The sequence below is a fragment of the Pleurocapsa sp. CCALA 161 genome (assembly GCF_003003995.1).
Classification (GTDB): Bacteria; Cyanobacteriota; Cyanobacteriia; order Cyanobacteriales; family Xenococcaceae; genus Waterburya.
In genome coordinates this window covers 1-13,973 of sequence record NZ_PVWF01000039.1, presented here as the reverse complement: position 1 = coordinate 13,973, position 13,973 = coordinate 1, and the positions used below count along the sequence as shown (strand labels likewise).

The following is a 13,973-nucleotide window of genomic DNA, read 5'->3' as shown; positions in this document are numbered from 1 at the left end:
CCTAAATTTAAGAAGCTTCTTTTTTAGCTCTAGTAGTTTTCTTGTTAGTAGCTGTATTCTTTTTCTTAGCTGTAGTAGCTTTTTTCTTCGTGGTGGTCTTCTTCGCTGTAGTAGTTTTTCTGGTACTAGTCTTTTTCGTCCCTACTTTTTCATCCAGTAACTCTAACGCTTTTTCTAGGGTTATTTCTTCTACGGTTTCATCTTCAGGTAAGCCGACGTTAATCTTGCCATGCTTAATATAGTTACCATAAGGCCCTTTATAAATATTAACTGGCTCTTTATCCCCAGGATGCGCCCCTAGTTCCCGTAAAGGAGTTTTTTTATTGCCACCACGACCACGTTTGGGTTGAGCCAATAAATCTAAAGCACGCTCAAGAGTGACAGTCAGAACATCATCTTCTTGCTTAAGGGAACGATAGTCTCGCTGTAACTTTTTGTCATCTGGTTCTTTAAATTCGTGAACTACATAGGGACCAAAACGACCTAATGCTGCCTTAATTTTGCCCCCTGTTGCAGGGTGCTGTCCTAATAAGCGGGGTAGAGATAATAACCCTACCGCCATCTCTAGAGTCACATCGTTTTTGGTGGCATCAGTTTTGGCATCCTTTTTAGGAATCGAACTCATTTTAGGCTTAGGATTGTCGTCCGTTTTATCCCCCAACTGTACATATGGGCCATACTTGCCAACTTTAAAGTAAATTGGTTCGCCAGTTTCGGGATGCAGACCAACTTTTTCGGGTCCTTCTTGCTTCTGACGGATTAAAGCTTCAATTTGCTCTGGATTGAGATCCGCTGGGGTCATATCGTCAGGAATAGATACTTTGATGACTTCACTGCTGCCATCTTCGGTAATTATTTCGATATAAGGGCCATATTTGCCGATACGGACGGTAGCATCAAGATTTTCCAGATGAATCGTTTTAGCGATCGCTGGTTCAATCTCTTTGGTTTTTACGTCAATTTGGGTTTTTAGACCTGTTTTTCCCTGATAGAACTTTTTGAGGTAAGGTATCCATTCTGCTCCACCACGGGCGATTTCATCTAGAGTCTGCTCCATTTTGGAAGTAAACTCGGTGTTGACTAGATCGGGAAAGTGTTCCTCCAATAGTGCCGTAACTGCAAAAGCAGTAAAAGTGGGAATTAAAGCCTTCCCGCGCATTTGGACATAACCGCGATCGACGATTGTTCCCATAACGGTAGCGTAGGTACTAGGGCGACCAATACCTTCCTTCTCTAAGGTTTTAACTAAAGACGCTTCAGTGTATCTAGCAGGGGGTTGGGTTTCATGTCCAATAGCTTCTAATTCTTTACAGTCTGGCTTGTCGCCTTTTTTCAAAGGAGGTAGAGGAATTGCCTGATCTTCTAAAGCTGCATCAGGGTTATCTGAACCCTCGACATAGGCACGGAAGAAACCAGGAAAATCGATTTTTTTACCGTTGGCGCGAAACACAGCGTTGTCTACTGCGACATCAACAGCAATTTGGGTTAGACGCGCATCTGCCATTTGACAGGCAACGGTACGCTTCCAAATTAGATCATAAAGTTTAAATTCACGGTCTTTGAGCTTGGTTTCTTGCGGAGTACGAAAAGATTCTCCCGCAGGACGAATTGCTTCGTGTGCTTCCTGTGCGCCCTTACTGCTAGTGCTATATTGGCGAGGCTTAGGGCTAAGATATTCCTTGCCATATTTTTGCTCAATACATTCCCTAGCTGCGGCGATCGCTTGCTGGGACAAATGTACTGAATCTGTCCGCATATAGGTAATCAAGCCTTTTTCATAGAGCTTTTGTGCTACGCTCATAGTTTCTCTAGCAGACAGACCTAATTTGCGGTTGGAGTCAATTTGTAGGGTTGAAGTAATAAAAGGAGCATAGGGCTTGCGCTTAGAAGCCTTTTCTTCTCGATTAGTTACTATCCAAGTCTGGTTAATAACTCGTTCTTTTAACTTGTAGGCTTCCGTCTCATTCAATAGAACCACATCTCGACCTTCGGCAATCTTGCCAGTATCAGGATCGAAGTCGCTGCCTGTGGCTAATCTTTTGCCATCTAATGTAATTAGCTTGGCTTCAAAAGACTCTTTGTTATGTTCCAAATCGGCCTTGAGATCCCAATACCCCCCAGACTGGAATGCACGACGCTCTCTTTCTCTAAGAACAGTTAAGCGTACTGCTACAGATTGAACTCGTCCTGCGGATAAACCCCAGGAAATTTTTTGCCACAATAAAGGGGAAACGGTGTACCCTACCAAACGGTCTAAAATGCGTCGTGTTTCTTGAGCATGAACGAGATCTTGATCTACCTGGCGACAGTCTCGTAAAGCTTTTTTAATTGCCTCTTTGGTAATCTCATGAAATACCATGCGTTTGACAGGCACTTTGGGCTTAAGGATTTCCAGTAAATGCCAGCTAATACTTTCTCCCTCGCGGTCTTCATCTGTTGCCAGAATTAGCTCGTCTGCATTTTTTAAGGCGGTCTTTAATTCCTTAACTACCTTTTTTTTCTTTTCAGGCACAACGTAAAGAGGTTGAAAATCATTTTCTACATTGATTCCCAATTTTGCCCAATCCTCATCTTTATAAGCAGGAGGGATCTCTTTAGCCGAGGGAGGCAAATCTCGGACATGACCCATTGAAGCCTCAACCTGATAGCTAGAGGGTAGATAATTGCGAATAGTACGCGCTTTGGCAGGAGACTCGACAATAACTAATGTTGACATATGGAATGGAGTTAACGCAATAAGATAGCTGAGCTGGATTTTATAGAGAGGTTTTTTGTGATCTATTTTTCTAATCTATAGTGATATTCTCTAAAACGACAAATATCTTTATTGATTAGTTAAGAATAAATATGGCTGGATTAATTGACACAATAAGCTTGAGCTTATTTTTTACCATAACCCAAATTAACCTCTAGTTAATGTTCCGTTTATTAAACAGCCAAAACATAATAAGCTGAAATAGGATCGAGATAGAGAGTTACAATCCTTTTATAGTTCCTACAGCAATTTTTCAATTGTATTTATATCTGACTGTATCTAAATCTATGGATTTTTCAAGCACTGTAGCCTCTCAGCTTCATGCAGGAGCGATTTTACCTGAAGGTATTGTGATCGTTACCATCATGGCTGTTCTCATTGGCGATCTAATCTTTGGGCGTAGTTCCTCCCGTTGGTTGCCCTATCTTGCCATGTTCGGGTTATTTAATACCCTCGTGGCTCTCTTTTTTCAATGGAGCAATCCCAATGCGATCGCTTTTCTAGGTTCATTTAATGGAGATAATCTTAGCATTGTCTTTCGGGGCATAGTTGCTCTTTCGGCACTGGTGACGATTTTGATGTCTATTCACTATATTCAGCAGTCAGGAACATCTTTGGCAGAATTTATCGCCATTATGCTTACTGCTGTGTTAGGAGGCATGTTCCTCTGTGGAGCAAATGAGCTTACTATGGTGTTTATCTCTTTGGAGATGTTGAGTATCTCTTCCTACTTAATGACGGGCTACATGAAGCGAGATCCCCGTTCTAATGAAGCTGCTCTTAAGTATCTCTTAATTGGTGCTGCTAGTTCGGCAATCTTTCTTTATGGAATGTCCTTACTTTACGGTTTGTCGGCAGGAGAAACAAATCTTAATATTATTGCAGCTAAAATTACGGCAATCAATGGTGTACAGTCCCTTGGTTTAGCTATATCTTTGGTATTTATTATTGCGGGTATTTCCTTTAAAATATCTGCCGTTCCTTTTCACCAATGGACACCAGACGTTTACGAAGGTTCTCCCACTCCTGTAGTTGCTTTCCTCTCTGTTGGTTCAAAAGCTGCGGGGTTTGCCCTGGCGATTCGTCTTTTGACTACTGCTTTTGGTTCTCTTACCGAACAATGGCACTTTATCTTTACCGCTCTCGCAATTCTTAGTATGGTGTTGGGGAACGTGGTGGCCTTAGCCCAAACCAGTATTAAACGCATGTTAGCCTACTCTTCCATCGCCCAAGCTGGCTTTGTGATGATTGGTTTAATAGCAGGAACAGACAATGGTTATTCCAGCATGATCTTCTATCTGTTCATCTACCTATTTATGAACTTAGGCGCGTTTAGCTGTATTATTCTCTTCTCTCTACGGACAGGAACAGATCAAATTAGTGAATATGCAGGTTTATATCAAAAAGATCCCCTGCTTACCCTGTGCTTAAGTATCTGTTTACTTTCCCTCGGTGGTATTCCCCCCATGGCAGGCTTTTTTGGTAAAATATACCTATTCTGGGCGGGTTGGCAGGCTGGACTATATGGACTAGTATTGCTCGGCTTAATCACCAGCGTTATCTCAATTTACTACTACATTCGGGTAGTGAAGATGATGGTAGTCAAAGAACCCCAAGAAATGTCCGAATCTGTCAAAAATTACCCCAAAATCAACTGGAAGCTACCAGGAATGCGTCCTCTACAGGCAGGAATTGTTGCTTCAGCAATTATTACTTCCTTGGCAGGAATTTTATCTAATCCCTTGTTTACTTTGAGTGCTAATTCTGTTGCTACTACACCGATTTTACAGTCGACTGTAATTACTCAAGAAATACCTCAAAATATAATTCATGTTTCCTCAATCGAAGACTCAAAGTCTGAGGTAAACTAGTACCGCTTTGCTTAAATAGCAAGTAGCAAGTTAGATATAATCAGGGTTTCAGGTTAACAAAATGGTGTCTTTACTTAAGCCTTTATCTACTAGCTAGGTTTAAATTTTTGGAGAAAATTAAGCTAATCAATCGATTCAGGCTCGCGATCGCGAGCTTTTTCTTGGTTTATTGCTCACTACTCACTGCTAGCTTCTTTAAGGCGGAAATAGCGTGAAGTTGAACTTTGCGATCGCTATCTTGGGTAAGTTGTTCTAAAACTTTTTGTGCAGAGCGATCGCGCAATTCCCCTAAAGAGGTGGCAAGAGTTTGTCTACTGGATACTGGTAATGATTGTCGCAGTTGCCACAAGTTGATTAGTATTTGAACTGATTGATGTTTTAGTTCTGGTGTACTTATTCGTCCCAAAACAAGAATAATTTCTTGCCTAACTAAATTGTTGGAGTTATCTAAAGCCTGTTCTAAATAAACGATGCCCGAACTAAGTTGACTCCACCCTAAAGCTTTGACTAGATTCAGCTTAAGACTGATTGGCGTAGTATTGGCTTGTAAAACTTTAAATAGAACAGCATTCGCCGCTGGCTGCTGCATTCTGCCCAAAGAAATGGCTGCTTGGCTACAAACTTCTATGTTCAAATCATAAAGTAAAGGTTGCAGATGTTCGACTAAATTTGCTTCTTGGCAAAGATCGGGACGAAAACCCAAGGCGATCGCTGCTTCTTTTCTAACCGTGCTGGCTGGATCTTGTAAGGCTGTAATCAATATAGGTGCTACACGGCGATCGTGGAAGCTACCTAAAGCATTAATGGCAATGGCGCGCAATTCGGCATCCTCGTAGGTGGTGATAGCTAACAAGGGGGTAATCGTCGAGGTAGTGCGAATGTAAGATAAAGCCTTAGTTGCCAAGAGACGATATTTTGGCTGAGATAATAGCTCTACTAAAGCATCAATAGCGCGATCGCCAATCTTAATTAAAGTTTTGCCAGCGATGGTAATTAATTCATTATCGGTAGATTGCTGAAGTAGCTGTACCAGAGTTAAAACAACCGACTGTTCGGCAAAATTTCCCAGAATTTGGCAGATAAACCAGCGCACTTCTGCTTCTATTGTTTCATCTAAAGCTAAAGCACTGAGAGGAATAATTATTTTGTCTCCTAAGAGAGGAAAAAGCTTAGTAATCTCCCATTTATGCAGAAAATCTGCTTTAATCAACATTTCTAAAGCAACATCGAAGACTGTCTGCCAATCTGCTGAATTCACCAGAAATTGATTACTATCATGGTCAGATTGAGTTTGCGGTAATTGCTTTAGCTGATTGCTAACTTCTAGCCAATTTTGCTGCTGTGCTGCCTTTAGTCCCTTTTCCAGTATTGTTTTAACCAAAGATTGATTCGATTCTGGCTTAAGATCGGTCACGGGATCGCTACTCTCACAATCAATAAATTTCTCAAAAAAATAGTCCAAAAGACTTTAATCTAGTTTTAGATTATTTAATTTTCTGATTCATACTGGTAGCATAAATTACCAATAACGCTTCAGATGTAGCTTAAGAATTGAGTTAATGCAGATCAAGCATAGCAAACCCTGATTTTGTCTGGAGTAAATAACATTTAGTTAATGAGCAACTTCCAAACTATAGTAGTTAAAATTGGCACTTCTAGTCTGACGCAGTCGACAGGGCAAATTGCGATCGCTACTATTGCTTCTTTGGTAGAAACGCTAAGTCATTTACGCTCTCAGGGATACAGGGTAATCTTAGTTTCCTCTGGTGCAGTGGGTATAGGCTGCGCTAGACTAAACTTGCTGGAAAGACCTCGCAAAATGGCTTTAAAACAGGCTGTAGCAGCAGTAGGACAGGGACGTTTGATGCGAATTTACGACGATCTATTCAGTAATTTACAACAGGCGATCGCTCAGGTTTTATTAACCCGACGGGAACTAGTTGAACGTAATACCTATGTTAATGTCTCTAATACTTTTAGAGAACTACTAGACTTAGGGGTGATTCCCATCGTCAACGAAAACGATACCGTGGCAGTAGATGAATTGAGATTTGGTGATAATGATACCCTTTCAGCCCTAGTTGCGAGCTTAGTTCAAGCAGACTGGCTATTTCTGTTAACTGATGTAGATCGTATGTATTCTGCCGATCCTAAAACTGTTGCCCATGCTCAACCAATTAAACTGGTGAGTAGTAATGAGTTTAATCAACTTCAGGTTGAGGCAGGAGCTAGCGGTTCACAGTGGGGTACAGGGGGGATGGCGACCAAACTCGCAGCAGCAAGAATTGCCACTAGCACAGGAGTTAGAACCGTGATTACTCAAGGAAAACGACCACAAAATATTTTAGATATTTTGCAGGGCAAAGATTTAGGAACTCAATTTGAACCCCAACCCCAGACTGATAATGCGCGCAAACGCTGGATTAGCTATGGCTTGATTCCAATGGGTAAGCTGTATTTAGACAGTGGTGCAGTCAAAGCCATTACTAGTAAGGGCAAATCATTGCTTCCTGCGGGAATTGTGGCGGTTGAAGGAGAATTTTCGGCTACCGATGCAGTGCAGCTATGTAACCAAGACGGCATGGAATTAGGTCGAGGTTTGGTGAACTATAACAATAGTGAAATTGAACAAATTAAAGGTCATCATTCAACCAAGATTGCCGAAATTTTAGGTTACGACAACGTAGATACCGTAGTGCATCGTAATAATTTGGTGATGACAGAAAATATTAAAGAGTCAAGCAAAGAGTAGTTTGAATCCCTTAAATTATAGTTGAGCTTTAATATACAAGTGATAAGCGATCGCGCCAAAAATTGGCATCAAATCAATATAATCAACATAATTTTGACAAAAATTTTCTACTATGAATGTGCGCTCATTTTTCCAAGCTGTTAAAGTTGAAAATGCATCTTCTCCATATGACACCATTCATCTGAAGGTTTTTTACCCAGGTCAAGCAGCAGGCAGTAACGAAGCACCAATAGGTATTGTTCCTGCTGATTCTCAACAGTCTCCATTTAAGGTCGTCATCTTTTTTAACGGTGTTAACTGTGGTGGTGAATTGTATCAATGGCTTGCTATGAAATTGGTAGAGCGTGGACTCGTAGTTGTTACGTTTTCCTGGGTTGCCGAAAATTTTCCAGGGATGGTGGCTCTCACCCCAGGTGTTGACATCAACATGTTAGCTCCAAGCATGTACGGAAAAGGGGCAACAGCATCTGCTTTACCAACACTGCTGATGGCGTTAAAACGTCTACAGGCTGAAGGAGTCTTGGCAGGCTTACTCGACTTAAACCAGATCGTTTTAGGCGGACATTCTGCTGGCGGTAGAGTTGCAATTGAAAGTGCTAATTCACAATTTTTTCCCGAAGTTGCTGCTGCTTTTGCCTATGCTGCCCATACGGCAGCAGGAACTCAGCTAGGCTATCCAGCAGGGACAATCTTACCTCTGCCTGATTCTTTACCATTGCTATTAATTGGTGGAACTTGTGATGGAGTTATTGCCAATAGCAGTCATCGCTATGGAGTAACTTGGGAACAAGCTACAACTCCAATTCTACGTACTTTTCATGAAGCAATAGCGGGTGGCAGAAATGATAGCTATCTACTCCTGCTCGAAGGTGCAAACCATTACTCTGCTTGCTATCCTTTGGATTCGACAGCGGGTCAGTTATTTCTGGACTTTCCACCCACTCAACCAGAAACACAACTACGGGATTTGATTGCCGAAGCAATTGGTTTATTCATTGATGCTCATGTTTGTTCCCAACCGACAGCTGTAGAAGCTCTCAATCAACTGCCAAGATCTAATGCTCCTTTAATTACATCATTTGCCAGAAAGTAGTTCATTTTAACCCTACTCTTTTGAGTAATAGAGTTAACAACAATACTTAAAATAACTCCCGAAAACAAATCCTCATCAACCTGATCATATGAGATAATTAGGCAAAAATCAGGAAAAGCAACGAATTCATCGATTATTTTAAGATTAACTCTATCTAACAAAAATTTTATTACTTATTATGGCTATTAAGGTTTATGGCATACCCAACTGTGGGACTTGCAAAAAAGCGATCGCCTGGCTACAGGACAATAATCTTGAATATGAATTTATTAATACCAAAGATCATCCTCCCCATCAAAAAACGATTGCCAGTTGGGTGAAAGCATTAGGTAGTAAGGCAATACGGAATACTTCAGGTAAATCTTATCGCGCTTTAGGCGAAGCACGAAACACTTTTAGCGATCAGCAGTGGATTGATGCTTTTGCCCAAGATGCGATGCTGCTCAAACGACCTTTATTAACCAAAAATGATCAGGCGGTATTAGTTGGCTTCAAAGCCTCCCCAGCAGAATTAAAAGAAACATTAATTGACGGAAAATAATTACCTTAAATTGCCACCTGAATTCTTACGTTACAATTAATACGCCTGATGTGAATTAGCCTCATTCAAATTTACTAGCTTTCAGCTGTTAGCTTTTCTGTTTCAATCGTTAATTAATATGACCGTATCTCAGACTGTAGATTTTCAAGACGCTTTCGATATTATTGTGGTCGGCGGTGGGCATTCTGGCTGTGAGGCAGCTTTAGCAGCAGCTAGATTAGGCTGTCGTACCTTGATGTTAACCCTCAACTTAGATCGGATTGCTTGGCAACCCTGTAACCCTGCGGTGGGAGGTCCTGCTAAGTCTCAGTTGACCCATGAGATTGATGCTTTGGGGGGAGAGATTGGCAAGGTAAGCGATCGCACCTATCTACAGAAACGAGTACTAAATGCTTCCCGTGGTCCAGCGGTGTGGGCATTACGGGCGCAAACCGATAAGCGAGAATATGCTGCGGTGATGAAGCAGATTGTGGAAAATCAGGAGAATTTGAGTATCCGCGAGGGAATGGTAACGGATCTAATTCTGGGTAAAAATGATGAAGTGCTAGGCATTGAAACCTACTTTGGGAGCTGTTTTGCAGCTAAGGCGGTAATTCTGACCACAGGTACTTTCTTGGGAGGTAAGATTTGGGTTGGGAATAAATCGATGGATGCAGGGCGATCGGGCGAATTTGCCGTTACGGGGTTGACAGAGACTCTCAATCGGCTAGGTTTCGAGACAGGCAGACTAAAAACAGGTACTCCTGCTAGGGTGGATAAGCGATCGGTAGACTACAGCAAAATGACTCCCCAGCCACCTGATGAAGAGATACGTTGGTTTAGCTTTGACCCAGCAGCCTGGGTCGAAAGAGAGCAAATGAACTGCTATCTGACTCGTACTACTGCCGAAACTCATAAAATTATTCGCGATAACCTTCATCTGTCGCCTGTATATGGTGGTTGGGTAGATGCTAAAGGGCCTCGTTACTGTCCGAGTATTGAAGATAAAATTGTCCGTTTTGCCGATAAAGAAAGTCATCAGATCTTTATCGAACCAGAAGGAAGAGAAATTCCTGAACTTTATATTCAAGGGTTTTCTACGGGATTACCAGAAAACTTACAGCTAGCAATGCTGAGGACGTTGCCTGGTTTAGAAAACTGCGTTATGCTACGTCCTGCTTATGCTGTTGAGTATGACTTTATCCCAGCAACCCAATGTTACCCTACCCTGATGACCAAAAAAGTTGAGGGATTATATAGCGCGGGACAGATCAATGGCACTACTGGTTATGAGGAAGCTGCGGGACAAGGTTTAGTCGCGGGAATTAATGCAGTCAAGTTTGTTAAAGGTGAACCTGAAGTGATTTTCTCTCGGGAACAAAGTTACCTGGGGACTTTAATTGACGATCTCTGTACTAAAGACTTACGCGAACCCTATCGGATGTTGACTAGTCGTTCAGAATATCGCCTGATACTGCGTTCAGATAATGCCGATCGCCGTTTGACTCCTTTGGGCCGAGAAATCGGTCTAATTGACGATCGCCGATGGCAGCTTTATCTGAATAAGCAAGAGAAAATTGCTGCTGAAAAATCAAGACTGAAGGAAACTCGAATTAAAGAACAGGAAGCAGTGGGAATTGCGATCGCCCAAGAAACTCAACAAAAGATTAAAGGTTCAATCAGTTTATCCGAATTGCTGCGTCGTCCTAAGTTTCATTATGCCGATTTGCAAAAACATGGTCTAGATAATGCGGAACTAAATATCGCCGAGACAGAAGGGGCGGAAATCGATATTAAATATTCTGGCTATATTAAACGCCAGCAGCTACAGATCGATCAAATGGCAAAACATACTAAGCTTAGACTGCCTCAAGATTTGGACTACCTCACGGTAGAAACTCTGCGGATGGAAGCTAGAGAAAAACTAAATCAAGTTAAACCCCTAACCATTGGTCAAGCTAGCCGTATTGGTGGGGTCAACCCTGCGGACGTGAATGCTTTGTTGGTTTACCTAGAAATTAAATCTCAAAAACAAAAAGCGATGGTGAATTAAGTGGTGTGGATGGAAAATATTTGTAAGGGCGTTCGCCCCTACCGTAAATGAAATGTTTTGTGACTGGTGGGACGGGTTTTGTTGGGGCAAATTTAATTAGGCTATTGCTACAGCAGGGATACGAGGTTAGGGCTTTAGTTCGTAATCACAGTTGCCTAGATAATCTCAAGTCTCTAGAGATCGAAATTGTTAGAGGAGATTTAAATAGCAGCGATTTACCTCAGCTAATGTCTGGCTGTCAGGTATTGTTTCATGTCGCCGCGCAATATTCCCTCTGGCAAAGCGATCGCGATTTACTCTACCGCAGTAATGTTTTAGGTACGCGCAATATACTAAAATGCGCCCGTCAAGCAGGGATTGAACGCACTGTCTATACTAGTTCCGTTGCTGCCATTGGGGTTAAGCAAGATGGTGTTGCGGATGAGACTTATCAAAGTCCTGTAGATCAATTAATTGGCAACTATAAAAAATCTAAATACTACGCTGAACAAGAGGCGGTTAAGGCAGTACAGCAAGGACAAGATCTGGTAATCGTCAATCCTAGTACTCCTATTGGTGCATTCGATCTCAAACCTACCCCCACAGGAGAGATTATTGTGCGTTTTCTGCAAGGTAAAATGCCTTTTTACCTTGATACAGGACTAAATCTAATTGATGTGCAGGATGTAGCCCAGGGGCATATTTTGGCTTTAACCAAAGGTAAAACAGGCGATCGCTATATCTTAGGCAATCAAAATCTGACTTTTAAACAATTACTCGGTAAATTAGAGCAAATTACAGGTTTACCTGCACCAAAATCTACCATTCCCTATTGGATTCCCTACAGCGTTGCTTGGTTAGGAGAGAATCTCCTGACTAAACTAGGCAAACAGCCAACAGTTGCTATAGACGGGGTGCGCATGTCGCAACAAAAAATGTTTTACGATGCTAGCAAAGCTGTTCGAGAATTAGGATTACCCCAGTCTGATCTCGATTTAGCTTTAAACAAGGCTGTACAGTGGTTTAAAAATTATCTGTCTAGATGAATTAATTACGTACAATTACATCAGCTAAATTTGGCAAACATGAACAATGAAATAGAAAACATTTTTAAGTTTTGCGCTCAATTGCCAGCAAAGGAATTATTCGAGACTTTGTGGTCTAATGACCAGATTTCCATCAAACGCATCATTTCTACAGGGCAAATAACACCAGCAGGGGAATGGTACGATCAAGAGCAAAATGAATGGTTGATTGTGCTTCAGGGGTCAGGAGAGTTGAGCTATGAGGATAATTCTCGTATTAAGCTAACTACAGGGGATTATCTCTTAATTCCTGCCCACCTAAAACATCGAGTTGAGTATACCAGTACTGAACCTCCTTGTATTTGGCTTACAGTCTTCTTTTAATGCCATCATGAATTTTACGGCAAAACTTAATCAAGCGATCGCCACCAACAACAGCCTGTTGATCGTCGGACTCGATCCAAATCCCGAAATGATGCCATCAAAGTATCCTCAGAGTCAGGATCTACTTGAAGATTTGGAAACTTGGTTATTATGGGTGATTGAATCAACGAGCGATCGCGTTTGTGCCTACAAGCCAACTCTTGGTTTCTATGAAGCATTGGGCATAGCAGGTTTGCAACTATTAGAACGAGTTTTGGCAGGAATTCCCCAGTCGATTCCCGTAATTTTGGATGCTAAACACAGCGATCTTAATACCAGCACTGTCTTTGCCAAAGCAATTTTTGAACAGTGGCAGGTTGATGCTGTTACTCTGACTCCCTTTGCAGGACAAGATCATGCAGCACCTTTTTTGGTTTATACCGACAAAGCAGTATTTATTCTCGCCCATACGTCAAATCCCCAGGCGGAGACTTTACAAAGATATCCTAGTTTTGAGCAGCCATTTTATCTCCAGGTAGTCCAAGAAGCACAATCTTGGGCAACTCCCGAACAGCTATATTTAGAAGTAGGGACAACTAACACTGAAGTATTAGGTAAAATTAGAGCGATCGCTCCTGAAAGAACAATCTTGCTACGTAGTCTGTGGAGTAAGAAAAATAATTTAGAATCGTTAATCAATATTGGTCTAAACAGTATGGGAGAAGGATTATTGATTCCTATTCCCCAAGACTTTTTGGCTAGTAATAATCTGGCGACAGAAGTAGCTAACCTTAATCACAAGCTCAATACTTATCGTGTAGCAAAAACCTCTCAGGCTGCCAGTTGCGATCTTTGGACTCCTGATGTCTGCTTACTCTCTTTTCACCCCTATCAATCCCTAATACTCGAACTATTTGATATTGGCTGTTTATTGTTTGGCGAGTATGTTCAAGCATCGGGAGCAACTTTTTCTTACTATATCGATCTGCGCAAAATTATTTCTAATCCTCATCTGTTTAATCAGGTGCTGGATGCTTATGGTGATATCGTCAAGCAGCTGGAGTTTGATCGCATTGCCGGCATTCCCTATGGTGCCTTACCCACGGCGACAGGATTAGCTTTAAATCTCCAACGTCCAATGATTTTTCCCCGCAAGGAAGTTAAGGCACACGGTACTAGGCGTTTAATTGAGGGTAATTTTCACCCAGGCGAAAAGGTGGTAGTGATTGACGACATTTTGATTAGCGGCAAAAGCGTCATGGAGGGGGCAGAAAAACTCAAATCTGCGGGTTTAAAGATCGAGGATATTGTAGTATTTATCGACCACGAAGGAGGAGTAAAAGACAGATTAAAAGACAACGGCTATCGCGCTCATTCTGTGCTGAGTATTTCCGAAATTACCGATACTCTCTATGAGGCGGGCAGAATCAATCAAGAACAATATAATTCTTTTAAAGAGAATCATTAACTAATGTTACGTAATTACTACCTACTACCTACTACCTACTACCTACTACCTACTACCTACTACCTACTACCTACTACCTACTACCTACTACCTA

Annotated in this window: 10 protein-coding genes; 8 read left to right on the top strand and 2 right to left on the bottom strand. The window is 41.7% G+C overall.

All coding sequences use genetic code 11. From position 1 onward, the window contains the following. Positions 1–7: 7 nt before the first annotated feature. Positions 8–2,716: a type I DNA topoisomerase gene (topA, locus tag C7B62_RS11345; protein ID WP_106236000.1), complete on the bottom strand. Its 2,709-nt coding sequence runs from the start codon at positions 2,714–2,716 to the stop codon at positions 8–10. A 326-nt stretch (positions 2,717–3,042) separates the two neighbouring features. On the opposite strand from topA, the gene C7B62_RS11340 reads away from it, so the two are divergent. Continuing rightward, a complete protein-coding gene (locus C7B62_RS11340; protein ID WP_106235998.1) occupies positions 3,043–4,626 on the top strand; it encodes an NAD(P)H-quinone oxidoreductase subunit N in 1,584 nt (527 codons plus the stop codon). Between the two features lie 166 nt (positions 4,627–4,792). Here the strand turns inward: C7B62_RS11340 and C7B62_RS11335 are convergent, their stop codons facing one another. After that, positions 4,793–6,088 (bottom strand): HEAT repeat domain-containing protein, encoded by a 1,296-nt coding sequence (locus C7B62_RS11335; protein ID WP_106235995.1) that lies wholly within the window; start codon positions 6,086–6,088, stop codon positions 4,793–4,795. A gap of 153 nt (positions 6,089–6,241) precedes the next feature. Here C7B62_RS11335 and proB point away from each other — a divergent pair, with 153 nt between their 5' ends. From proB to C7B62_RS11300, 7 genes are all read left to right on the top strand, one after another. Next, positions 6,242–7,378, top strand: a complete 1,137-nt coding sequence (proB, locus tag C7B62_RS11330; RefSeq protein WP_106235992.1) for a glutamate 5-kinase — start codon at positions 6,242–6,244, stop codon at positions 7,376–7,378. 112 nt (positions 7,379–7,490) lie between these two features. After that, positions 7,491–8,471 (top strand): dienelactone hydrolase, encoded by a 981-nt coding sequence (locus C7B62_RS11325; protein WP_106235990.1) that lies wholly within the window; start codon positions 7,491–7,493, stop codon positions 8,469–8,471. A 178-nt stretch (positions 8,472–8,649) separates the two neighbouring features. Continuing rightward, positions 8,650–9,012, top strand: a complete 363-nt coding sequence (locus tag C7B62_RS11320; protein WP_106235986.1) for an arsenate reductase family protein — start codon at positions 8,650–8,652, stop codon at positions 9,010–9,012. A gap of 118 nt (positions 9,013–9,130) precedes the next feature. Next, positions 9,131–11,044 carry a tRNA uridine-5-carboxymethylaminomethyl(34) synthesis enzyme MnmG gene (gene mnmG, locus C7B62_RS11315; RefSeq protein ID WP_106235984.1) on the top strand — a complete coding sequence of 638 codons (1,914 nt, stop codon included), beginning with the start codon at positions 9,131–9,133 and terminating at the stop codon, positions 11,042–11,044. A gap of 47 nt (positions 11,045–11,091) precedes the next feature. Continuing rightward, positions 11,092–12,069: a hopanoid-associated sugar epimerase gene (gene hpnA, locus C7B62_RS11310; RefSeq protein ID WP_106235982.1), complete on the top strand. Its 978-nt coding sequence runs from the start codon at positions 11,092–11,094 to the stop codon at positions 12,067–12,069. Positions 12,070–12,108: 39 nt separating this feature from the next. Beyond that, positions 12,109–12,432, top strand: a complete 324-nt coding sequence (locus tag C7B62_RS11305) for a cupin domain-containing protein (RefSeq protein WP_233219915.1) — start codon at positions 12,109–12,111, stop codon at positions 12,430–12,432. Positions 12,433–12,439: 7 nt separating this feature from the next. After that, entirely contained in the window at positions 12,440–13,879 is a 1,440-nt protein-coding gene (locus tag C7B62_RS11300) for a bifunctional orotidine-5'-phosphate decarboxylase/orotate phosphoribosyltransferase (protein ID WP_106235980.1), read from the top strand. Positions 13,880–13,973 lie beyond the last annotated feature (94 nt).